Annotated in this window: 25 protein-coding genes; 10 read left to right on the forward strand and 15 right to left on the reverse strand. The window is 62.3% G+C overall.

The window, feature by feature from the left end:
- Window positions 1-855, forward strand: a complete 855-nt coding sequence (locus tag M8Q45_RS26670; RefSeq protein WP_249877042.1) for a sulfurtransferase — start codon at window positions 1-3, stop codon at window positions 853-855.
- Window positions 856-1,055: 200 nt separating this feature from the next.
- Here the strand turns inward: M8Q45_RS26670 and M8Q45_RS26675 are convergent, their stop codons facing one another.
- Genes M8Q45_RS26675 through M8Q45_RS26690 form a run of 4 tightly spaced genes read right to left on the reverse strand, consistent with a single transcriptional unit; the run spans window position 1,056 to window position 5,535 of the window.
- Complete coding sequence (locus tag M8Q45_RS26675) at window positions 1,056-2,054, reverse strand: hydrolase (protein WP_249877043.1); 999 nt, start codon at window positions 2,052-2,054, stop codon at window positions 1,056-1,058.
- A gap of 31 nt (window positions 2,055-2,085) precedes the next feature.
- The gene (gene rsmD / locus M8Q45_RS26680) at window positions 2,086-2,697 is read right to left on the reverse strand and encodes a 16S rRNA (guanine(966)-N(2))-methyltransferase RsmD (RefSeq protein WP_249877044.1); all 612 of its coding nucleotides are present in this window, start codon (window positions 2,695-2,697) and stop codon (window positions 2,086-2,088) included.
- Entirely contained in the window at window positions 2,697-4,187 is a 1,491-nt protein-coding gene (locus M8Q45_RS26685) for a M16 family metallopeptidase (protein ID WP_249877045.1), read from the reverse strand. Before M8Q45_RS26685 ends, rsmD begins: the two co-directional genes overlap by 1 nt.
- Window positions 4,180-5,535 (reverse strand): M16 family metallopeptidase, encoded by a 1,356-nt coding sequence (locus M8Q45_RS26690; protein WP_249877046.1) that lies wholly within the window; start codon window positions 5,533-5,535, stop codon window positions 4,180-4,182. Before M8Q45_RS26690 ends, M8Q45_RS26685 begins: the two co-directional genes overlap by 8 nt.
- Before the next feature lie 344 nt (window positions 5,536-5,879).
- On the opposite strand from M8Q45_RS26690, the gene ftsY reads away from it, so the two are divergent.
- From ftsY to rpoH, 4 genes are all read left to right on the forward strand, one after another.
- The gene (gene ftsY, locus M8Q45_RS26695; protein ID WP_249877047.1) at window positions 5,880-7,283 is read left to right on the forward strand and encodes a signal recognition particle-docking protein FtsY; all 1,404 of its coding nucleotides are present in this window, start codon (window positions 5,880-5,882) and stop codon (window positions 7,281-7,283) included.
- Complete coding sequence (gene ftsE, locus M8Q45_RS26700) at window positions 7,280-7,951, forward strand: cell division ATP-binding protein FtsE (RefSeq protein WP_030137923.1); 672 nt, start codon at window positions 7,280-7,282, stop codon at window positions 7,949-7,951. The genes ftsY and ftsE overlap by 4 nt, the downstream gene beginning before the upstream one ends.
- The gene (ftsX, locus tag M8Q45_RS26705) at window positions 7,948-8,970 is read left to right on the forward strand and encodes a permease-like cell division protein FtsX (protein WP_030137922.1); all 1,023 of its coding nucleotides are present in this window, start codon (window positions 7,948-7,950) and stop codon (window positions 8,968-8,970) included. Before ftsE ends, ftsX begins: the two co-directional genes overlap by 4 nt.
- A 112-nt stretch (window positions 8,971-9,082) precedes the next feature.
- Entirely contained in the window at window positions 9,083-9,937 is an 855-nt protein-coding gene (gene rpoH / locus M8Q45_RS26710) for an RNA polymerase sigma factor RpoH (protein WP_030137921.1), read from the forward strand.
- Window positions 9,938-10,139: 202 nt separating this feature from the next.
- On the opposite strand, the gene mtgA is transcribed toward rpoH, so the two are convergent.
- Complete coding sequence (gene mtgA / locus M8Q45_RS26715) at window positions 10,140-10,862, reverse strand: monofunctional biosynthetic peptidoglycan transglycosylase (RefSeq protein ID WP_249877048.1); 723 nt, start codon at window positions 10,860-10,862, stop codon at window positions 10,140-10,142.
- A 73-nt stretch (window positions 10,863-10,935) separates the two neighbouring features.
- Between mtgA and M8Q45_RS26720 the strand changes: the two genes are divergently transcribed.
- From M8Q45_RS26720 to trmB, 4 genes are all read left to right on the forward strand, one after another.
- Complete coding sequence (locus tag M8Q45_RS26720) at window positions 10,936-11,316, forward strand: DUF423 domain-containing protein (protein WP_249877049.1); 381 nt, start codon at window positions 10,936-10,938, stop codon at window positions 11,314-11,316.
- A gap of 85 nt (window positions 11,317-11,401) precedes the next feature.
- Window positions 11,402-11,602, forward strand: coding sequence for a sulfur carrier protein ThiS (gene thiS, locus M8Q45_RS26725; RefSeq protein WP_249877050.1), 201 nt, complete (start codon window positions 11,402-11,404; stop codon window positions 11,600-11,602).
- A gap of 188 nt (window positions 11,603-11,790) precedes the next feature.
- On the forward strand, window positions 11,791-12,585 hold the full coding sequence (locus tag M8Q45_RS26730) for a thiazole synthase (RefSeq protein ID WP_249877051.1): 795 nt from the start codon (window positions 11,791-11,793) through the stop codon (window positions 12,583-12,585).
- A 9-nt stretch (window positions 12,586-12,594) separates the two neighbouring features.
- Window positions 12,595-13,320 carry a tRNA (guanosine(46)-N7)-methyltransferase TrmB gene (gene trmB, locus M8Q45_RS26735; protein WP_030137918.1) on the forward strand — a complete coding sequence of 242 codons (726 nt, stop codon included), beginning with the start codon at window positions 12,595-12,597 and terminating at the stop codon, window positions 13,318-13,320.
- Between the two features lie 145 nt (window positions 13,321-13,465).
- Here trmB and M8Q45_RS26740 read toward each other — a convergent pair whose 3' ends face one another.
- The 9 genes from M8Q45_RS26740 to M8Q45_RS26780 all read right to left on the reverse strand — a co-directional run bounded on the left by M8Q45_RS26740 (window position 13,466) and on the right by M8Q45_RS26780 (window position 20,384).
- Entirely contained in the window at window positions 13,466-13,789 is a 324-nt protein-coding gene (locus M8Q45_RS26740) for a DUF3392 domain-containing protein (RefSeq protein ID WP_014340681.1), read from the reverse strand.
- Window positions 13,790-13,807: 18 nt separating this feature from the next.
- Complete coding sequence (gene hemW, locus M8Q45_RS26745) at window positions 13,808-15,007, reverse strand: radical SAM family heme chaperone HemW (RefSeq protein WP_249877052.1); 1,200 nt, start codon at window positions 15,005-15,007, stop codon at window positions 13,808-13,810.
- Complete coding sequence (rdgB, locus tag M8Q45_RS26750; protein WP_030137916.1) at window positions 15,004-15,600, reverse strand: RdgB/HAM1 family non-canonical purine NTP pyrophosphatase; 597 nt, start codon at window positions 15,598-15,600, stop codon at window positions 15,004-15,006. The genes hemW and rdgB overlap by 4 nt, the downstream gene beginning before the upstream one ends.
- Window positions 15,597-16,031, reverse strand: a complete 435-nt coding sequence (locus M8Q45_RS26755) for a DUF4426 domain-containing protein (RefSeq protein WP_249877053.1) — start codon at window positions 16,029-16,031, stop codon at window positions 15,597-15,599. Before M8Q45_RS26755 ends, rdgB begins: the two co-directional genes overlap by 4 nt.
- A gap of 25 nt (window positions 16,032-16,056) precedes the next feature.
- Window positions 16,057-16,677 carry a methionine biosynthesis protein MetW gene (metW, locus tag M8Q45_RS26760; RefSeq protein WP_198796881.1) on the reverse strand — a complete coding sequence of 207 codons (621 nt, stop codon included), beginning with the start codon at window positions 16,675-16,677 and terminating at the stop codon, window positions 16,057-16,059.
- Window positions 16,678-16,684: 7 nt separating this feature from the next.
- Entirely contained in the window at window positions 16,685-17,824 is a 1,140-nt protein-coding gene (gene metX, locus M8Q45_RS26765) for a homoserine O-succinyltransferase MetX (protein WP_249877054.1), read from the reverse strand.
- A 419-nt stretch (window positions 17,825-18,243) separates the two neighbouring features.
- Window positions 18,244-18,834 (reverse strand): YggT family protein, encoded by a 591-nt coding sequence (locus M8Q45_RS26770; RefSeq protein ID WP_030137912.1) that lies wholly within the window; start codon window positions 18,832-18,834, stop codon window positions 18,244-18,246.
- Between the two features lie 10 nt (window positions 18,835-18,844).
- Window positions 18,845-19,663 carry a pyrroline-5-carboxylate reductase gene (gene proC / locus M8Q45_RS26775; protein ID WP_030137911.1) on the reverse strand — a complete coding sequence of 273 codons (819 nt, stop codon included), beginning with the start codon at window positions 19,661-19,663 and terminating at the stop codon, window positions 18,845-18,847.
- Window positions 19,664-19,691: 28 nt separating this feature from the next.
- On the reverse strand, window positions 19,692-20,384 hold the full coding sequence (locus M8Q45_RS26780) for a YggS family pyridoxal phosphate-dependent enzyme (RefSeq protein ID WP_249877055.1): 693 nt from the start codon (window positions 20,382-20,384) through the stop codon (window positions 19,692-19,694).
- Window positions 20,385-20,440: 56 nt separating this feature from the next.
- On the opposite strand from M8Q45_RS26780, the gene M8Q45_RS26785 reads away from it, so the two are divergent.
- Entirely contained in the window at window positions 20,441-21,475 is a 1,035-nt protein-coding gene (locus tag M8Q45_RS26785) for a type IV pilus twitching motility protein PilT (protein ID WP_030137909.1), read from the forward strand.
- Between the two features lie 181 nt (window positions 21,476-21,656).
- On the opposite strand, the gene M8Q45_RS26790 is transcribed toward M8Q45_RS26785, so the two are convergent.
- A complete protein-coding gene (locus M8Q45_RS26790) occupies window positions 21,657-22,268 on the reverse strand; it encodes a C40 family peptidase (protein WP_249877056.1) in 612 nt (203 codons plus the stop codon).
- Between the last annotated feature and the right edge of the window lie 30 nt (window positions 22,269-22,298).

The following is a 22,298-nucleotide window of genomic DNA, read 5'->3' on the forward strand; positions in this document are numbered from 1 at the left end:
ATGCCCATCGCGCAACTTATCAGCCCCCAGGCCCTTGAACAGAGGCGGTCGCAACCCGGGTTGGTCATCCTCGATTGTCGTTTTGCCCTGGATGATCCGGACTATGGCCAGCGCAGTTACGCCGAGGGCCATATTGCCGGTGCATCGTTCGCGGACCTGGAGCGGGATTTGAGCGGGCCGGTCCTCAAGGGTGTGACCGGGCGCCACCCTTTGCCCGGTCCTGACGCCTTGATCGCGCGCCTCCGGGCCTGGGGCATCAACAACGACAGTGACATCGTGCTGTATGACGATGGCCCCGGTGCCTATGCCGCCCGGGCCTGGTGGCTGCTGGCTTGGCTGGGCAAGCGGGACGGCGTCCATCTCCTCGACGGAGGGCTCAAGGCCTGGCACGCGGCCGGCTTGCCCCTGAGCCTGGATCCGCCTGCCACGGTGCCCGGGACCTTCAGTGGCACGCCGGATGCGGATTTGCTGGTCGATGCCAGCACGTTGCAGCAACGCCTTGGCCAGCCTGGCATGACCTTGCTGGATGCACGAGCGCTGCCACGGTTCAAGGGGGAAGTCGAGCCGATCGACCCGGTGGCCGGACACATCCCGGGGGCACAATGCGCAGCCTTCACCGACAACCTCGGCGCGGATGGGCGGTTCCTGCCGGTCGACCAGCTCAAGCAACGCTTCGCCGAAAAACTGGGCGATCGCTCGCCGACCGGGCTGGTGGCCTACTGCGGCTCTGGCGTGACGGCGTGCCATAACCTGTTTGCCTTGAGCCTGGCGGGGTATCCCTTGGGGCAGTTGTACGCGGGCTCGTGGAGTGAGTGGATCAATGATCCCCAGCGCGGTGTGGCGAAGGGCGAATAGCAGCTGTCCAGAGCCATCGCGAGCGACCTCGCTCCCACATGGGATCCGCGCCAGGTGGCGAATTCATGGACACCACAAAAACCTGTGGGAGCGAGCCTGCTCGCGAAGGCGGCCTGACAGCCCGTATCTGCATCGCCTGCCACGCCGCTATCGCGAGCAAGCTCACTCCCACATGGGCCTTGGGCAGATTCGTGTCTTAGTCACCCGCGACCCAGGCTGGCCAGCCAATCCGGAATGCGCCGTTCCAGGTAATACCCTGGACACCGCAAGGTGCCATCGACAAACCCCACATGCCCACCCCTGGCGTGCAGCTCAAATTGGGTCGAGGCGGATAACTCGCCGGGTTCGGGCAGGCTGTGGGGAAACACGAACGGATCGTCGGCGGCCTGGATAACCAGGGTCGGCGTGCTGATATCCGCCAGGAAGTAACGGCTGGAGGCGCGACGGTAATAATCCGCGGCGTCGGAAAACCCATGCAGGGGCGCCGTTACCCGGCCATCGAAATCCCAGAAGGTGCGCATGTTCTCCAGCGGGCCAAGCGCCGCCAGGGTTGCCAGGCCCTCATGACGTCCGTCGTGCAGGAACTGGCGTTGCTTGTTGCGTACGTAGGCCACCATTTGCCGCATAAAGTGCGCCTGGTAGAACTTGGAAAATCCCTGGCCGATGCGATCGGCGCACTGGTCGAGGCGAAACGGCACCGAGACCGCCGCCGCGCCTTGCAACTGGCTGCGGCTACCGGTTTCCCCCAAGTGCTTGAGCAACACATTGCCGCCCAGTGAATAACCCACTGCAAACAATGGCGCCAAGGGTCGCCGGGCTCGCAGATGAGCAAGGGCGGCTGCCAAGTCTTCGCTGACGCCAGAGTGATAGCTGCGGGGTAACAGGTTCGGCTCGCCCGAGCAGCCGCGCCAGTTCAAGGCTGCACTGGCCCAGCCCTGGCGATCGAGAGCCTGCTGCAAACCGGCCACGTAAGGCGAGTTGGAAGAGCCCGTCAACCCATGAAGCACCAGTACCAATGGCGCTTCGGCGCTGTGGGGGCCGTACCAGTCGAGATCGAGGAAATCGCCATCCTCGAGCCACAAGCGCTCGCGTTGACGAGCGATGTGCGTGGTCTTGCGCCACAAGGGGCCCCACAAGGTTTGCAGGTGTGGATTGCCGAGCCCCGGAGCCGGGGCGAAACGTTCAGATGCGGCGGACATCATTATTATTCTCGATGCACTGGTCAGCCGTTCAGCCAATGTCCTTTGTCAGACGCTGCCACAAGGCGTAATACACCCGTCCGGATTTCTGCTCGCGGTGCAAGCGCCAGTTGCCCGGCAAGCCCAGGGTGGACGGGGCGGTTTCGCTTTCAGTGTAGATCCAGGCATCCTCGGCCAGCCACTGACGTTCCTCGAGCAAGGCGCAGACCGCCGGCAACAGGTTCTGGTTGAAAGGCGGGTCGAGAAACACCAGGTCGAAGGCCGTCGCCGGTTGGCTGTCGAGGTAGCGCAACGCATCGGCGGTTTGCACCTGGCCAACGGTGCAACGCAGGGTCCCCAGGTGTTCCTTCAGGCTGGAAACCGCCACGTTGCTGGCGTCCAGCGCCTGGCCCATGGCGGCGCCACGGGACAGCGCCTCGAGAAACAGCGCGCCGCTGCCGGCAAACGGGTCGAGCACCTTTGCGCCCGCCACGTAAGGGGCGAGCCAGTTGAATAGGGTTTCCCGCACCCGGTCCGGGGTCGGCCGCAGGCCAGGGGCATCGGGGAAGCTCAGGCGCCGGCTGCGCCATTCGCCGCCAATGATGCGCAACTGGTTCACGCCGTTGTGCGCGGGTTTCTTGCTGGGATTGGATGGGCGGGCCATTAATGCTCCGGGACCCCGAGCGGCTGCTCGGCAGGTTTGTCAGTGGGGGCCGGCAACGGCTTTTGCGGCACGCTCGGGCCAGCGGTGACGATGACCATCTTGTCGGTGCTCAAATGTTTGTTCAGTGCGGTCTTCACCTGCTCGACCGTCAGTTCCTGGGTCTGACGCATGAAGTCTTCCAGGTAGCTCAGCGGCAGGTCATAGAAGCCCATGGCGCCGAGCTGGCCGACAATATCGGCATTGCTGGCGGTGGACAGTGGGAAGCTGCCGGCCAGTTCGCGCTTGGCGTCTTCGAGTTCCTTCTGGGTCGGGCCATTCTTGAGGTAATCGGCGAACACGTCCTGAACCAGCTTCAAAGTGCCCTCGCTCATCTCCGCACGGGTTTGCAGGTTGATCATGAACGGGCCACGGGCTTGCATCGCCGTGAAGCCGGAGTAGACGCCATAGGTCAGGCCGCGCTTCTCGCGCACCTCCGTCATTAACCGCGTACCGAAACCACCCCCACCGAGGATCTGGTTGCCGAGGGTAACGGCCGCATAATCCGGGTCGTCGCGATCGATGCCCAATTGCGCGAGCATCAGGTTGGTCTGCTTGGACGGGAATTCGATATGGCCGATGCTTGCCCTCGGCTCCGCCGGTGCCGGGGTCTTCGCCAGGGCCGGACCTTTGGGCAGCGCGGCGGACACCTGGCTGGCAACCGCTTCGGCCTCGGCGCGGGACAAATCACCCACCAGCGCAATCACGGCGTTACCGGCGGCATAGGCCTTGGCATGGAAGGCCCGGGCCTGGGCCAGGGTGATCGGCGGAATGCTGTCGGCGGTGCCGTCGCTGGAATGGGCATACGGATGCTCGCCGTACAGGCGCTTCATCAGCTCCAGGCCCGCCAATTTGCCGGGATTCTGCTTCTGGTACTCGAAGCCGTCGAGCATCTGGTTTTTGATCCGGGCGAAGGAGTCGGCGGGGAAGGTCGGTTTGCCGACCACTTCGGCGAACAGCTCCAAGGCCGGCTCACGCTTGTCCGCTGCGCTGAGGCTGCGCAGAGACGCCACGGCCATGTCCCGGTAGGCGCCGTTGCCGAAGTCCGCACCCAGGCTTTCGAACCCTTGGGCAATGGCGCTGACGTCCTTGCCGGCGACGCCTTCGTTGAGCATGGCATTGGTCAGCAGGGCGAGGCCGGGGGCGTCGCCATCCTGGCTGCTGCCGGCGGCGAAGGTCAGGCGCAGGTCGAACATCGGCAGCTCCCGGGCTTCGACGAACAGCACCTTGGCGCCCTCGGCGGTTTTCCAGGTCTGCACGTCAAGCTGGCGCCGACTGGGCGCCTTGTCGTTCAGTTCGGCCAGGGATTGCAGTTTGCTGCTGGACTTGGCCTTGTCCAATGCCTGGCTGGCCTTGGGGGCGCTTGAAGGTGCCAGGTAAAAGGCCAGGGCGCCGACCAGGGCGATCAAGACCAGGCCGATCAGCACCAGGCGCGATGATTTGCGCTCACTCATGAGCTTTCTCCTCGGGCAGGATGTGCGCAACGCTCAGGCGCGAGCGGGTGAAATACAGCTGGGCTGCCTTTTGGATGTCCTGCGGGGTCACGCTTTGCAGTTCGGCAAGTTCGCTGTCCATCAGCTTCCAGGACAAGCCGACGGTTTCCAGCTGGCCGATGGCGGTGGCCTGGCTGGTGATCGAGTCGCGCTCGTACACCAGGCCGGCGATGACCTGGGCGCGGACGCGTTCCAGCTCCTCGGCGGTCGGTGCGGTGGTTTTCAGCTGTTCAAGCAAGCGCCACAAGCCGGCTTCGGCCTGGGCGAGGGTCTTGTTTTTCTGCGTGTTGGGCGTTGCCGACAAGGTGAACAGCGTGTCGCCGCGGGTAAAGGCGTCGTAGTTCGACGAGCCACCGGACACCAATTCTTCGCCGCGCTCCAGCTGGGTCGGGATCCGACCGCTGTAGCCGCCGTCCAGCAGGGCCGAGATCAGCCGCAGCGCGTTAACCGATGCCTTGTCCGTCGCGGTGGCGATGCTTGGCACATTGAAGGCCAGCATCACGCTCGGCAGTTGGGTCTGCACATGCAGGGTGATCTGGCGCTCGCCGGGTTCGGCCAGCTCCAGGGGGATTTTCGCGACCGGCACCGGGCGCCGGGCAATCGGCCCGAAATAACGCTGGGCCAGGGATTTGACCTCGTCTGGCGTCACGTCGCCGACCACCACCAGCGTGGCGTTGTTCGGGGTGTACCAGGACTCGTACCAGTGGCGCAGCTCCTCGACAGTCATCCGATCCAGATCGGCCATCCAGCCGATCGTCGGCGTGTGGTAGCCGCTGGCCGGGTACGCCATGGCCTTGAAGCGTTCGAAGGCCTTGGACATCGGCTTGTCATCGGTGCGCATGCGGCGCTCTTCCTTGATGACTTCGATCTCGCGGCTGAACTCTTCTGGCGGCAGGCGCAGGCTGGCCATGCGGTCGGCTTCCAGTTCGAAGGCCACGCCCAGGCGATCGCGCGCCAGTACTTGGTAATAGGCGGTGAAATCGTCGCTGGTGAAGGCATTTTCTTCGGCACCGAGGTCGCGCAGGATCAGCGACGCCTCGCCGGGTCCGACTTTCTCGCTGCCCTTGAACATCATGTGTTCCAGGGCATGGGACAAACCGGTCTGGCCCGGTGTTTCGTAGCTGGAACCGACCTTGTACCAGACCTGGGATACCACCACCGGCGCGCGATGGTCTTCGCGAACGACGACCTTCAGGCCGTTGTCGAGGGTAAATTCGTGGGTGGGTTGTGGATCGGCAGCCAAGGCTGGAAAAGGCAGGCAGACCGTGCCGAGCAGCAGGCCAGCGGCGCAGCGGGCAAGAGCATTCATTCGTGTTTAAACCTGTTGGGCTGCCTGCCGGGTCTTAGCCGCAGCAGGCGAGGAGGTGCTAGGATAACGGTCCGTTTTACTGGCGGCCACGCCTATCGGGTCTTTTATCGGCCCAAGGTTGTCTGGGTTCTGGGCATTAACGTTGGTTTTTTTCGTGGATCCCCGCGTTTTCGCCGATGATGCCGTACCAGTCCTTCGAAAAAATTGACCAAGAGGTGTCCTGGCGACATTTCGACAATCTGTTGCGCGTGAACAAGCTGGATGAAACGCAGTCTGTTCAGCATCGAATATTTATCACCGAGGCGCCCTCGTGGCGCGTCGCTACCGTGAGATAGCCGTCCTCCATGTTTGGTTCCAACGACGACAAGAAGACCCCAGCTGCGGCTGGCGAGAAAAAAAGCCTGTTCGGATGGCTGCGCAAGAAACCGCAGGAAACCGCTGCCGAACAGCCACAACCGCAGCCCGAGCCCGCCGAAGCCCCGGCGGCCGAAGAGGCCGCGCCCATTGTCCTGCCGATTGCCGAACCGGTATTGCAGCCGGCCGAGCATGAAGCCGAGCCAGTGGTTGAGCCGGTGCTCGAGCAACCCTTGACCCCGCCCGCCGGACAGACGCCCTGGCTGACCCTGCCCGTGGCGGAAGAGCCGGTCGCGCTGGTGGAGGACGCCCAGGCGCCCCACGTCACCCCGCCAATTCCCGCCCCGACGCAACCGGAGGAAACACCGAGCGCCGTGGTCGTGGCTCCGGTTCCAGAACTTGTACCAGAGCCAGCAGAGGTTCCGGTCCCGGCCGAACCGCCGCGGCCCGCCGAAGAGAGCAAGGTCGGCTTCTTTGCCCGCTTGAAGCAGGGCCTGTCCAAGACCAGCGCCAGCATCGGCGAGGGCATGGCCAGCCTGTTCCTGGGCAAGAAAGTCATCGATGATGAGTTGCTGGAAGACATCGAGACCCGCCTGTTGACCGCCGATGTCGGCGTCGAGGCCACTTCCGTGATCATCCAGAGCCTGACCCAGAAGGTCGCGCGCAAACAGCTGACCGATGCCGATGCACTGTACAAATCCCTGCAAGGCGAACTGACCAACCTGCTCAAGCCAGTGGAAAAACCGCTGGTGGTGGCCTCGCAGAACAAGCCGTTCGTGATTTTGGTCGTGGGCGTCAACGGTGCCGGCAAGACCACCACCATCGGCAAGCTGGCGAAGAAGCTGCAACTCGAAGGCAAGAAGGTCATGCTCGCCGCCGGCGATACCTTCCGCGCTGCTGCCGTCGAACAGCTGCAAGTGTGGGGCGAACGCAACAAGATCCCCGTGATCGCCCAGCACACCGGTGCCGATTCCGCTTCGGTGATCTTCGACGCCGTGCAGGCCGCCAAGGCCCGTGGCATCGATGTGCTGATCGCCGACACGGCCGGTCGCCTGCACACCAAAGACAACCTGATGGAAGAATTGAAGAAGGTCCGCCGGGTGATCGGCAAGCTCGACGCCGATGCGCCTCACGAGGTCCTGCTGGTGCTCGACGCCGGTACCGGCCAGAACGCCATCAGCCAGGCCAAGCAATTCAACCAGACCGTCGAACTGACGGGGTTGGCCCTGACCAAGCTCGACGGCACCGCCAAGGGCGGGGTGATTTTCGCCCTGGCCAAGCAGTTCGGCCTGCCGATTCGCTACATCGGCGTGGGCGAAGGCATTGACGATTTGCGCACCTTTGAAGCCGAGCCTTTTGTCCAGGCACTGTTTGCCGAGCGGGAGCATTCATGATTCGTTTCGAACAGGTCGGTAAACGCTATCCGAACGGTCACGTCGGCTTGCATGAGCTGAGCTTTCGGGTCCGTCGGGGCGAGTTTCTGTTTGTCACCGGCCATTCCGGCGCCGGTAAAAGCACCTTGCTTCGCCTGCTGCTGGCGATGGAGCGGCCCACCACCGGCAAGCTGCTGTTGGCTGGTCAGGACCTGAGCACCATCAGCAACGCCCAGATTCCCTTCTTGCGCCGCCAGATCGGCGTGGTATTCCAGAATCACCAGTTGTTGTTCGACCGCACGGTGTTCAACAACGTCGCGCTGCCGTTGCAGATCCTTGGGTTGTCCAAGGCCGAGATCAACAAGCGCGTGGATTCGGCCCTGGAGCGTGTGGCCCTGTCGGACAAGACCGACCTTTACCCAGGCGACCTGTCCACCGGCCAGCAGCAGCGCGTGGGTATCGCCCGCGCCATTGTCCACCGTCCGGCCTTGCTGCTGGCGGATGAACCCACCGGTAACCTCGACCCGCGACTGGCGGCGGAGATCATGGGCGTATTCGAAGACATCAACCGTCTGGGCACCAGCGTACTGATCGCCAGTCACGACCTGGCCCTGATCGCACGCATGCGTCATCGCATGCTCACCTTGCAACGCGGCCGCCTGATCGGTGACGGGGAGGCAGGTGTATGAGCGCAACCCGAAGCCCTAAAGTGGCCGAGCGTGTGGCACCCAAGGCCTCCGATCCGCAGCCGCCGAAAAAGAAACGCGACGATGACGACGGTCCGGATTTCGCCACGCTGCTGCATGCCTGGATCGAAAGCCATCGCGCCAGCCTGCTCGATAGCCTTCGGCGCCTGGGCAAACAGCCCATCGGCAGTTTCTTTACCTGCATGGTCATGGCAGTGGCCTTGAGCCTGCCCATGGGCCTGTCATTACTGCTGAATAATGTCGAACGCCTGGGTGGGTCCTGGCAGCGTGCGGCGCAGATCTCCCTTTATTTGCAACTGGATGCGACGCCAGGCGAAGGCGAGGCTTTGCGTGAGCAGATCAAGGCCATGCCGGGCGTGGCCGATGCCGAGTACGTGGGGCGCGAACAGGCGCTTGAGGAGTTCCAGCAGCAATCCGGCCTGGGCGAAGCCCTCAAGGAACTGCCGGAAAACCCGCTGCCGGGCGTGGTGCTGGTAACGCCGAATGAGGTCGACAAGCCCACCCTTGAAGCATTAAGACAAAGACTTTCCGAATTGCCCAAGGTACAGCAGGCGCAACTTGATTTAGTCTGGGTCGAGCGTCTTGCGGCGATACTCAAGCTCGGCGACCGGTTTGTCTTCGGCCTGACGGTGCTGTTGGTTTCCGCATTACTTTTGGTGATAGGCAATACCATTCGTCTTCATATTGAAAACCGCCGCACCGAGATAGAAGTGATTAAACTCGTCGGCGGTACGGACAGTTATGTACGCAGGCCCTTCCTTTATATGGGGGCGCTGTATGGCTTCGGTGCCGGGATCCTGTCCTGGGGCGTATTGGCGTTCGGCCTGGATTGGCTGAACGATGCGGTAGTGGGTCTGGCCGGTTTGTACGGCAGCGATTTCTCGCTGGCCGGTGTGCCAGTCGCCGACGGTCTGTCGCTCTTGCTTGGCGCGGTGCTGTTGGGTTATATCGGTGCATGGATTGCGGTAGCACGCCACCTGCGTGAGCTTGCTCCAAAATAGTGTTTTTTGCGCGTATTGACCTTTCAGTTTTTGTGGGAACTTGTCCTACGGTTCCCGGTCAATTTTCGCAGTGCTGAACTGCACGAGTTATGTGAGTCGGAGGTTTTTTCGTATGACCACTTCTTTGCAACCTGCTTATGCGCTAGTCCCGGGTGCAAACCTAGAGGCCTATGTGCACACGGTGAACAGCATTCCATTGCTGTCGCCTGAGCAGGAGCGTGAACTGGCCGAGAGTCTCTATTATGAGCAGGATCTTGAGGCGGCTCGGCAGATGGTGCTCGCCCACCTGCGTTTTGTCGTACATATCGCCCGCAGCTATTCCGGCTACGGGCTGGCCCAGGCCGACCTGATCCAGGAAGGCAACGTTGGCCTGATGAAGGCAGTCAAGCGTTTCAACCCGGAAATGGGGGTACGCCTGGTGTCGTTTGCGGTGCACTGGATCAAGGCGGAAATCCACGAATTCATCCTGCGCAACTGGCGCATCGTGAAAGTCGCGACCACCAAGGCCCAGCGCAAGCTGTTCTTCAACCTGCGCAGCCAGAAGAAGCGCCTGGCCTGGCTGAGCAACGAGGAAGTCCATCGCGTAGCCGAAAGCCTTGGCGTAGAGCCTCGTGAGGTGCGCGAAATGGAAAGCCGCCTGACTGGCCACGACATGGCCTTCGACCCAGCCGCGGAAGCGGACGACGACAGTGCTTTCCAATCGCCGGCCAACTATCTGGAAGACCACCGGTACGACCCGGCGCGTCAACTGGAAGACGCCGACTGGAGTGACAACTCCAACACCAACCTGCACGAAGCCCTGGAAGTGCTGGACGAGCGCAGCCGCGACATCCTCTACCAGCGCTGGCTGGCTGAGGAAAAAGCCACGCTGCACGACCTGGCGCAGAAGTACAACGTGTCGGCCGAGCGGATTCGCCAGCTTGAGAAGAGCGCGATGAACAAGCTCAAGGTGTCGATTGCGGCTTGACCTGCGATAACGGCCACAAACAAAACGCCCCGACCAGTGATGATCGGGGCGTTTTTTGTTTGTGCGCGGTGTTGGATTCGACCCGGGTCCCTTGTGGAAGCGAGCTTGCTCGCGATGGCGGTGGGTCAGTCGACATCTCTACTGAGTGCTCAATTGTCATCGCGAGCAAGCTCGCTCCCACAGTTGAGTATGGGTGCCTTGGCTACTGCGCCCAAGGCGCCCGCCGCGCATGATCGAGTTCCAGCAAATAACCGTCGCCCCCCAGCTGGCTCATCTGCTGACGAATCCAACCCGCCCGCCGTAGCACATAGGGGCTCGGTCGGCTGGCGCTCCATTTGCGCGGGTTGGGCAGCACCGCCGCCAACAAGCTGGCCTGTTGCCGGGACAAGGCGCCGGCGCTGGTGCGGAAGTGATGCCGCGCCGCCGCTTCCGCACCGAACACACCGTCATCCCACTCGACGCTGTTTAGGTACACCTCGAGGATCCGCTGCTTGGGCCAGAACACTTCGATCAGCGCGGTGAACCAGGCCTCCAGGCCTTTGCGCAGCCAACTGCGGCCCGACCACAGGAATAGATTCTTGGAGACTTGCTGGCTGAGGGTGCTGGCGCCGCGAATCGAACCGCCGCGTCCGTTATGGGCGAACGCAGCCTGGATCGCGCCGATGTCGAAGCCCCAATGCTCGGGGAATTTCTGATCTTCGCCGGCAATCACCGCCACCTTGAGGTTGTCGGAAATCTGGTCCCAGGGTTGCCAGTCGCGCTGCAGGTCGATGGGTTCGCCATCGAACCAGGATTCAACCTTGCGTTCGATCATCAGCGCGGTGAACGGCGGCGGCACCACGCGAAACAGCAGCACCAGCACAACGCTGCCGACGGCGAACCAGAGCAGGGCTTTTAGGAATCGTCGAAACAATGTACGCAGCATAGAGATGGCTTGGCCGAACCCGTCGAGCGGGCCATTATACAGACCCTGCCCACCGAGTCTGATTGGAGTTCCCATGTTGCGTAGCTTTCTGATGCTGGCGGCTTTTTTCGGCTTCACCGGCGTGGCGCTGGGGGCGTTTGCCGCCCATGGCCTGAAAAACCGCCTGAGCGCCGACTACCTGGCGATTTTCCACACCGGCGTCACCTACCAATTGATCCACACCTTGGCGCTGCTGGGCGTTGCGCTGCTGGCCACGCACATTCCCGGTCGCATCGTCACCTGGGCCGGGGTTTCATTTGTAATCGGCATCCTGCTGTTCTCCGGCAGCCTTTATTTGCTGACCCTCACCGGCGTCAGCAAGCTGGGCATCATCACGCCCCTGGGCGGCGTGGCCTTCCTGATCGGCTGGTTGTGCCTGGGCATCGCGGCCTGGCGCCTGCAACTTGCCGCATGAAGCTTGAAGCTGACCAAGGGACTTGGGTCACCCAGACTGATCGGGCTAGAATGCCAGCCCCTAAAAAGTGATGGCGGCATCCGGCATGCGCATTCAGTTGAACGGCGAACCCCTTGAACTGCCCGACGGTGAAACCGTTGCGGCCCTGCTGACCCGTCTGGGACTCGCCGGACGTCGCGTCGCGGTGGAACTCAATCTGGATATCGTCCCGCGCAGCCAGCACGCCGAAACCACCTTGAACGACGGTGATAGCGTCGAAGTGGTTCACGCCATCGGCGGCGGCTAACCCAAATGCTGTGAAAACTGCTGCGCTCGGAAATACTGCGTTAAAAACAGGCTCGGAATGCTCATTTACAACCCGTAAACCCCGCATCCTCGCCTGTTTTTGCCTTGTCTTTCCTTCGCTCGCGACGTTTTCACAGCATTTGGCCGATAAGCATTTCGCAAGAACCTCACCCCTACAGAGGATTTCCCATGAGCATCGTTCGTAGCGACAAGCCCTTCGTCCTGGCCGGTCGTACCTACCAGTCGCGCTTGCTGGTAGGCACCGGCAAGTACCGCGACATGGAAGAGACCCGCCTGGCCATCGAAGCCTCGGGCGCCGAGATCGTGACCGTCGCCGTGCGCCGGACCAACATCGGCCAGAACCCGGGCGAACCGAACCTGCTGGATATCCTGCCGCCGGATCGCTACACCATCCTGCCGAACACCGCCGGTTGCTTCGACGCCGTCGAGGCCGTGCGCACCTGCCGCCTGGCCCGTGAGCTGCTCGATGGTCATAACCTGGTGAAGCTGGAAGTGCTGGCGGACCAGAAAACCCTGTTCCCCAACGTGATCGAAACCCTCAAGGCTGCGGAGACGCTGGTCAAGGAAGGTTTCGATGTGATGGTCTACACCAGCGATGACCCGATCATCGCCCGTCAACTGGCGGAAATCGGCTGCATCGCGGTCATGCCGCTGGCCGGCCTGATTGGCACCGGCCTGGGGATCTGCAACCCATACAACCTGCAGATCATCCTCGAAGAAGCCAAGATCCCGGTGTTGGTGGATGCCGGTGTCGGTACCGCCTCCGACGCCACTATCGCCATGGAGCTGGGTTGCGAAGCGGTGCTGATGAACTCGGCCATCGCCCATGCCCAACAACCGATCCTGATGGCCGAAGCCATGAAGCACGCCATCGTCGCCGGCCGCCTGGCCTACCTCGCGGGCCGCATGCCGAAAAAACTCTACGCCAGCGCGTCTTCGCCGCTGGATGGTCTGATCAAGTAAGAGCCATTGATGACTGAATCGAACGACACGCCTGTCCTCCCGGAAGAAGGCGAAGAGCGCCAACACCGCCGCATCAAGAGTTTCGTGATGCGCGCCGGGCGCATGACTGAAGGCCAGCAACGCGGCCTGGAGCAGGGCGCGCCGCTTTACGTCCTGCCCTTGGCCGATGCCCCGGTGGATTTTGACCAGGTCTTCGGCCGTTCGGCGCCGCGCTCGCTGGAAATCGGCTTTGGCATGGGCCATTCGTTGCTGGAGATGGCTGCTGCTTCGCCGGAACAGGACTTCATCGGGGTGGAAGTACACCGCCCGGGCGTCGGAGCATTGCTCAACGGAGTGTTGACCCAAGGCCTGACCAACCTGCGGGTCTACGATTGCGACGCCATTGAAGTGCTCAATCGCTGCATCGCCGACAACAGCCTCGATCGGCTGATGCTGTTTTTCCCGGATCCGTGGCACAAAAGTCGTCACCACAAGCGGCGGATCGTCCAGGCGTCGTTCGCTGAGCTGGTGCGCAGCAAATTGAAGGTCGGCGGTGTGTTGCACATGGCCACCGACTGGGAGCCCTACGCCGAATACATGCTGGAAGTGATGAACGTCGCCCCGGGTTATCGCAACCTGGCCGAAGACGGCAAGTGCGTACCGCGCCCGGCCGAACGGCCGATCACCAAGTTCGAACGCCGTGGCGAACGGCTTGGGCATGGGGTTTGGGATTTGAAGTTCGAGAAGTTGGCGTAAACACCAGAAGACCCATGGTGAAATGGGACCCCCTGTGGGAGCGAGCTTGCTCGCGATGAGGGCATGACATTCAACATCAATGTTGACTGTTACACCGCCATCGCGAGCAAGCTCGCTCCCACAGTTGTTTTTGGTTGCGGCTGGCTCAGCGCCGATCCGCCACCACGCCAATCAACACCAGCACCACCAGCAACACCGGCGCCAGGCTGTAGTTGTTGAACTGGCTCAAGCCCCGGACGATCCACGGGGTGGCGTAGATCAGCGCGGCGCCGCTGCCGATCATGCACAGCAGGGCAATCAGCGGGACGCGCAACGCGCCGGCGATGCTGCCCAGGCGTTGTTCGACCCAGCCCTTGATATCGGCACCAAACAGCACCAGCAAGCAGCCTACCAATGCCAGGGAAATTTCCGACAAGTTACTGCGGCTCCAGCGGGACACGGTGGCGAGCAGGTCGAGTACCAGATCCATTCGATTTCCTTGTGTTGATCAGCTCAGAAATTTCTGCAGCAAGTCGTTGAGAAACAGCTGTCCGCGCTCGGTCGCCGCCAGACGTGACGGTTCGACCTGCAACAACCCACTTTGTTCTGCCTCGCGCCGGCCTTCGGCCAGGCTTTCCAGGGGCAGGCCGGTGCGCTCCGGATAAAGTTGCGCCGCTACACCTTCGGTGAGCCGCAGGGCGTTCATCAGGAACTCGAAAGGCAGTTCTTCGTTGGCGAGGTTCTTTTCGCCGGCCAGGAAGCGCTTGGCCGGGTTGAGGTAGTCCTTGGGCAGGCGGGTCTTCCAGGTGCGCACGATGCGCCCGTCCGGATGGCTGAGCTTGCCGTGGGCCCCGGCGCCGATGCCGATGAAGTCGCCGAAGCTCCAATAGTTGAGGTTGTGCCGCGCCGCTCGACCGGGCTGGGCATACGCCGAGACTTCGTACTGGGCGTAGCCGTGCTCGGCCAGCAGCGCTTGCCCGGCTTCCTGGATGTCCCACAGCGTGTCGTCTTCCGGCAAGGTTGGCGGCTGGTTCCAGAACACGGTATTCGGCTCCAGCGTCAGCTGATACCAGGACAAATGAGTGGGCTTCAGCGCAATGGCCTGGCGCAGATCGCCCAAGGCGTCTTCGAGGGACTGGTCAGGCAAGCCGTGCATCAAGTCGAGGTTGAAGTTATCGAACCCGGCCTGACGGGCCATGCCAGCGGCGCGCACCGCCTCGTCACCGTTGTGGATCCGGCCCAGCGCTTCGAGCTTGGCCTGCTGGAAACTCTGGATGCCTATGGAGAGGCGGTTGATACCCAGCGCCCGGTAGGCGACGAATTTCTCTTGCTCGAACGTACCGGGGTTGGCTTCCAGGGTGATTTCAATGTCCGACGCGAAGGGAATGCGTGCTTCGACACCTTGAAGCAACCGCCCCAAGGCCTGGGCGCTGAACAGACTTGGCGTGCCGCCGCCGAAAAATATCGAGCTCAGTTCACGACCATGAACCGCGTGCAGATCCTGGTCGAGATCGTCCAGCAAGGCGTCGACATACGCTTCTTCCGGCAACTGCGGGCTGGCGGTGTGGGAGTTGAAATCGCAATACGGACATTTGCGCACACACCACGGGATATGGACGTACAACGCCAGGGGCGGCAGCACCGGCAGTGGCGCCCGAGGGGTTTGCGCGCCGCCGTGGATCAGCGGTGCGGGGGCGTCGATGGTCATTGCAGGCCCAGGCGTTGGCGCAGCAGGGCCATGGCGCGGGCGCGGTGGCTCAGTTGGTTCTTTTCGACCGGTCCCAGCTCGGCGCTGGAGCAACTGCGCTCCGGCACCCAGAACAATGGGTCGTAGCCGAAACCGTGCTCGCCGCTGGCTTCGGTGAGGATGCGTCCATGCCACAGGCCTTCGCAGAGGATCGGCAGCGGGTCATCGGCATGGCGCACCAGCGCCAGCACACAGACGAACTGCGCGCCGCGCTCGGCTTCAGGAACATCCTTGAGGGCTTCGAGCAGCTTGGCGTTGTTCGCCGCGTCACCCTTGCCATCGGCGTAACGGGCCGAATAGATGCCCGGCGCGCCGCCGAGGAAATCCACCGCCAGGCCGGAGTCGTCGGCCAGTGCCGGCAGGCCGGAGATGCGCGCGGCGTTGCGGGCCTTGAGAATGGCGTTCTCGACGAACGACAGGCCGGTCTCTTCCGGTTCCACCTGGCTGAACTCGCCGATCGAACGCAATTGCACCGACCCGCCGAGCATCGCCTGGAGTTCCTTGAGTTTGCCGGCGTTGTGGCTGGCCAGCACGAGTTGGGTGAGCTTGATCATTGGCCCGGGAACAGTTCCTGGTTGAAGTTGAGGGTGTTGATCTTGTCGCCGATCTGCACCTTGATTTCAAAGGTGCGGGTTTCCTGCTGGTCCACCGGGTATTGGGCGACGTAATAAATCGCGCCTGGCTCAGTGATCTGGCGGAAGCTGAGCGGGACCGTCTTGCTGGTCAGGTCCTTGACCGTGCCGCTGACCTGGACGATCAGCGGCTTGCCATCCTTGATCACCGAGACATTGATCACGCCCTGGTTCTTGCTGCGGATCAGCTCGGCGCCCTTGGCGATGTCGGGGGTGAGGAAGGTGGAGTTGAAGGTGTTGTAGTGTACGGTGACGTCACCGAACACTTCCTTGCGCTCGCCCTTGATGACATCGGCGGCCATGACGCCGACGCTTAGGCAGGCGGTGATGAGAAACAACCCTAGACGTTTCATGTCGTGCTCCTGGGAAGGCCGGTGTTCACACCGCGACCTGATGATCGGCGAGGCCTGGGCTGCTGACCCGATAAATGCCTATCTCACCTAACAGATTAGGCCATAGCTTGCTGGCCCACCCGTGCCGGTGCTGCTGATCCACGGCCAGGCGATCGATGACCTTGGCTTCACGCTCGCGGCACAGTTCTTCGAAATCCTCGAAGGTGCAGAAATGGATGTTCGGCGTGTTGTACCAGGTGTAGGGCAGGAATTCCGACACCGGCATCCGCCCCTTGCTCGCCAGGTACCAGCGGCACCGCCAGTGACCGAAGTTGGGAAAGGTAATGATGCACTGGCGCCCGACGCGCAGCATTTCGTCGAGGATCTTGTCCGGGTAATGCACGGCTTGCAGGGCCTGGGTCATGACCACGATGTCGAAGCTGTTGCTGGCGAAGTTGCCCAGGCCCTTGTCCAGGTCCTGCTCGATGACGTTGATGCCCTTGGCCACGCATTCGGCGATGTTGTCCGGGTCATTTTCCAGCCCGTAGCCCGTCACTTGCTTGTTGTCCCGCAGCCAGGTCAGCAATTCGCCGTTGCCGCAGCCCAGGTCGAGCACGCGGCTGCCGGCGGGGATCCATTCCTGGATGATGTCCAGATCGGCTCTCATGGCGTCCTCACAGCGTAATACGGTTCATGTAGTTGCCGAACGCCTGCAGGTAGCGCGGGATCGGAATCAGAAAGGCATCGTGGCCCTGGGGCGCGTCGATTTCCAGGTAGCAGACGTCCTTGCGCGCGGCCATCAGCGCGTCCACCAGCTCCCGCGAGCGGGCCGGGGAGAAGCGCCAATCGGTGGTGAACGACATCACGCAGAACTTGGCGGTGGCGTTGGCGAAGGTTTTCGCCAGGTTATCGTCGAAGTTCGCCGCCGGATCGAAGTAGTCCAGCGCCTTGGTCATCAGCAGGTAGGTGTTGGCGTCGAAGCGTCCGGAGAACTCTTCACCCTGGTAGCGCAGGTAGCTCTCGACCTGGAACTCGACGCTGTGGAAGTCGTAGTTGAGCTTCTCGCTCTTGAGGCCACGACCGAATTTCTCGCCCATGGAATCGTCGGACAGGTAGGTGATGTGCCCGACCATCCGCGCCAGCATCAGCCCGCGCTTGGGGATCACGCCGTGTTCCTGGAACGAACCGCCGTGGAATTCGGGGTCGGTGAGGATCGCCTGGCGCGCCACTTCGTTGAAGGCGATGTTCTGCGCCGACAGCTTGGGTGCCGAGGCAATTGCCAGGCAGTGGCGTACGCGGTCCGGGTAGGTGATGGTCCATTGCAGCGCCTGCATGCCGCCCAGGCTGCCGCCGATCACCGCTGCCCATTGGGCGATGCCGAGACGGTCTGCCAGGCGCGCCTGGCTGTGGACCCAGTCTTCCACGGTCAACACCGGGAAATCGGCGCCGAAAGGCTTGCCGGTGTCGGGGTTGATACTGCTGGGGCCGGTGGAACCATTGCAACCGCCGAGGTTGTTCAGGCTGACGACGAAGAACTGGTTGGTGTCGATGGGCTTGCCGGGGCCGATGCAACTGTCCCACCAGCCGGGCTTGCGGTCATCGACGCTGTGGTAGCCGGCGGCGTGGTGATGCCCCGACAAGGCGTGGCAGATCAGCACGGCGTTGCTCGCCGTGGCATTGAGGGTGCCGTAGGTTTCGTAGATCAGGTCATAGGCTGGCAACGAACGGCCGCAGGCCAGGGCCAGGGGCTCGCTGAAATGCGCCATTTGCGGCGTCACCAGACCAACGGAATCGGGGGGAAAGGCAGCTGGCATCGACCCTGCTCGCGTTGAAATGAGGCGTAAGTCTAAAGACCGCTGGGGTTAGCGGCAAGCAAAGGCCCGCGCTGATTGTTCGCTGATGCAAACCCTGTGGCGACTGGATCTATCTGTGGCGAGGGAGCTCGCTCCCGCTGGCCGGGCTGGCGCTCCAGCGCGAAGCGCCCCCCGTAGGAGCTGTGTAGGCGCTGTGTAGGCGCTGCGTAGGAGCTGCCGAGTGCAACGAGGCTGCGATCTTTCCCCTGACAATTGAGTCGTGAGCGAAAGATTAAGATCAAGATCAAGATCAAGATCAAGATCAAGATCAAGATCAAGATCAAGATCAAGATCAAGATCAAAAGATCGCAGGCTTCGCCAGCTCCTACAGAGCACAGCGGGAGCAAGCTCCCTCGCCACAGGAAAAGCTGCAGCGTGCTTTAGATCAGCACCCGCAGAATCTCCGGCATCATGGTCATCGCCGCCAGGTTGTTGATCACCAGCATGTCGAGCAGCTTGAGCACCATGAACGCCAGGATCGGCGAGATATCCAGGCCGCCGAGGTTCGGCACGATGCGACGGAACGGCGCCAGGGCCGGCTCGCAGATCTGGTTCACCAGTTCGGCGCCCGGGTTGTGGCTGCCCGGTGCGACCCAGGACAGGATCACGCTGATGATCAAGGCGAAGAAGAATATCTTCAGGAACAGCGCGGTGACGCCGATGATCGACCAGATCAGTAGTTGCAGCGGGTTGCCGGTGGTGCCGTAGGTCAACAGCAGGGTCAGCGCCATCAGTGCCAACTGCACCAGGATCGCCAACACCAGCGAGGACATGTCCAGGCCGAACAGGCTCGGGATGATCCGGCGCAACGGCTTGAGCAGCGGCTGGGTAGCCTTGACCACGAACTGGCACAGCGGGTTGTAGAAGTTGGCGCGCACCAGTTGCAGCACAAAGCGCATCAGCACGATCAGCAGGTACAGGCTGCCGAGGGTTTGCAGGACATAGACCGCTGCAGTGTTCAATCCAATCATGAATGGCTCCTTATTGGCCCAATTGTTCGGCCATTTCGGCCGAGCGGTGCGCGGCGGCGCCGAGTGCTTTTTCCACCAGGGCTTCGAAGCCCCCGGCCTGGAACGATTTGATGGCCGCTTCGGTGGTGCCGGCCGGAGACGTCACGCGACGGCGCAGCTCGGCCGCATCGACGTCACTGGACACCGCCATGTGGGCAGCGCCGAGGGCCGTCTGCAAGGTCAGCTGGGCGGCGGTCTCGCGGGGCAGGCCGAGTTTCTCGCCGGCGGCGGTCATGGCTTCGATCAGCAGGAAAAAATACGCCGGGCCCGAGCCGGAGACGGCGGTGACGGCATCCAGTTGCTGCTCGGTCTCCAGCCACAGCGCCAGGCCGACGGCCGATAGCAGTTCTTCGGCCTGCTGGCGCTGTCCGGCGCTCACTTGGCCGGTCGCATACAGACCGCTGACACCCTGGCGCAGCAGGGCTGGGGTGTTGGGCATGCAGCGCACGATCGGCTGGGCACCGAGCCAGTTGTTCATGCTCGCGCAGGTAATGCCTGCGGCAATCGACACCACCAGTTGATGAGGCTTGAGATTCGGGCGAAGGGCTTCGCAGACGGTCTTCATCGCTTGCGGCTTGACCGCCAGCACAATGACGTCCACGCCGTCGATGGCCTGGGCATTGTCGGCGAAGGTTTCGATGCCGTGCTCGGCGCTGACCCGCTTGCGAGTCTCTTCACCCGGATCGCTGGCGCGAATCATGGATGCGTCCAGGCCCTTGGCCCGCAGGCCGCCGATCAGGCTGGCGGCCATGTTGCCGGCGCCGATAAAGGCAATACGCGTGTTGCTCATGACAGGTCCTTATAAAGAGATGAATGGATCAGCTGGGTGTTTGACCGTAGTCGCGAGCGCCAAACAATGCAGTACCGATGCGCACCCAGGTGGCGCCTTGGGTGATGGCGGATTCGAGGTCGTGGCTCATGCCCATGGATAACGTATCCAGGGGCAGGTCCAGGCTGGCTTGCAGGCGCTGGACGGCCGCAAACGCCGCATCCTGCTCGGCGCGATCGTCGGTCGGTTCGGGAATGGCCATCAACCCGCGCAACGTGAGACGTGGCAATGCGGCGATGGCCTTGGCGAGGGCTGGCAGGTCCGTCGGTGTGCAACCGGATTTACTGGCTTCGCCGCTGACGTTGACCTGGATGCAGATGTTCAGCGGCGGCAGCTCGGCCGGGCGCTGCTCGGACAGGCGTTGGGCAATTTTCAGGCGATCCACGGAGTGCACCCAGTCGAAATGTTCGGCAATAGCGCGCGTCTTGTTCGATTGAATGGGGCCGATGAAGTGCCAGATCAAGGGCAGGTCGGTCAGTTCCGCCTGCTTGCCAAGCGCTTCTTGCAGGTAGTTCTCGCCGAAGTCCCTGAGGCCGGCGGCATAGGCTTCGCGCAGGGCCTGGGCGGGCTTGGTCTTGCTCACTGCCAGCAGCTGGACGCTGTCTGCGGCACGCTGGGCGGCTTGCTCCGCCGCATGGATGCGCGATCTAACCTGAGCAATGTTGTCTGCTATCGTGGTCATAAAGAAAGGCCAGCGGGTCTGAGGTTCGCGGCATTCTACTGGAATTGAGGAGCGCTATGGATATCACTGAACTGTTGGCCTTCAGCGCCAAACAGGGGGCGTCGGACCTGCACCTGTCCGCCGGGCTGCCGCCGATGATCCGTGTCGACGGCGATGTGCGCCGGATAAACCTGCCGGCACTGGACCATAAACAGGTTCATGAGCTGATCTACGACATCATGAACGACCGGCAACGAGTGGATTACGAGAAATTTCTGGAAACGGATTTCTCCTTCGACGTGCCGGGTGTGGCGCGGTTCAGGGTCAACGCCTTCAATCAGAATCGCGGCGCCGGGGCGGTGTTCCGGACCATCCCGTCGAAAGTCCTGACCATGGAAGACCTGGGCATGGGCGAGGTGTTCCGCAAGATCACCGAGGCCCCACGCGGGCTCGTGCTGGTGACCGGGCCTACAGGTTCAGGCAAGTCCACGACCCTGGCGGCGATGATCGATTACTTGAATAGCCACAAGCACCATCACATCCTTACCATCGAGGACCCGATCGAGTTCGTCCATGAGCCGCGCAAATGCCTGATCAACCAACGCGAGGTGCACCGTGACACCCAGGGGTTCTCAACGGCCCTGCGCTCGGCCCTGCGGGAAGACCCGGATGTGATCCTGGTGGGGGAAATGCGTGACCTGGAAACCATCCGCCTGGCGCTGACCGCTGCGGAAACCGGGCATTTGGTATTCGGCACGCTGCACACGACTTCCGCAGCGAAGACCATTGACCGGGTGGTGGACGTGTTCCCGGGCGATGAGAAGTCCATGGTGCGTTCGATGCTGTCGGAGTCGCTGCAGGCGGTGATCTCCCAGACGCTGGTCAAGAAGATCGGCGGCGGGCGGGTCGCGGCGCACGAAATCATGCTCGGCACCTCGGCGATCCGCAATCTCATTCGGGAAGACAAGATCGCGCAGATGTATTCGTCGATCCAGACCGGCGGCTCGCTGGGGATGCAGACGCTGGACATGTGCCTGAAGGACCTGGTGAACAAGGGGCTGATCAGCCGCGAACATGCGCGGGAACGGGCGCGTACGCCGGATAATTTCTAGGGCAGGAGGCAGTACCGCTTTTTTAGCGAGGGAGCTTGCTCCCGCAGGGTGGGCACTGTAGGAGCTGCCGAAGGCTGCGATCTTCTTGAAACTCAAGCGTCAGAGGAAAGATCGCAGCCTCGCTTCGCTCGGCAGCTCCTACAGGCCCAGCGGGAGCAAGCTCCCTCGCCACAGGCGGTGATCAGCGCTGAACCACGCGCAGCGCGCCCGGTTCTTTCGGCAGGACACGCTTGGCAACCACGTAGTGGGTGTCCCAGTACGGCTTGTTCAGCGTGTCGATGGTCACCGACTTGCCCCGCCGTGGCGCGTGGATGAAGCGGTCGTTGCCCAGGTAGATCGCCACGTGGTTGACCCGGCGGCTCTTGAGCTTGAAGAAAATCAGGTCGCCCGGCTTGAGGTCCTTGCGCTCGACTTTCTCGCCATGACCGGCAGCCATTGCATTGGAAGTGCGAGGCAGGTCGAACGTGGCGTCGTTGAAGGCGTACTTCACCAAACCGCTGCAATCGAAACCTTTGCTTGGGCTACTGCCGCCCCAGCGGTAAGGTGTGCCCAGTACATTCACGGCGCGGCTCAACACGTTGCTGCTCGCTTTGGTCGCCATGGGCGGAACCAGCTTGCTGTTGGCCGTGCTCAGGCGTGGTGTGCCTGGGTTGTTTTTGCTCCCTGGAGCAGAAACATGGGATTTCGGGGTGTAGCCGTTGACGTTGGGAAGACGTTGCTCACGATTGGTGGCGTGGGCGGCCAGTGGCAATAATAGGCAGATGGTCAGCCATGTCTTGAAAAATGGACGCATTAGGCAAGGCTCATAAAGGTTAGCGCGCAA

The organism is Pseudomonas sp. T1.Ur (assembly GCF_023516725.1).
GTDB classification, from domain to species: Bacteria; Pseudomonadota; Gammaproteobacteria; order Pseudomonadales; family Pseudomonadaceae; genus Aquipseudomonas; species Aquipseudomonas alvandae.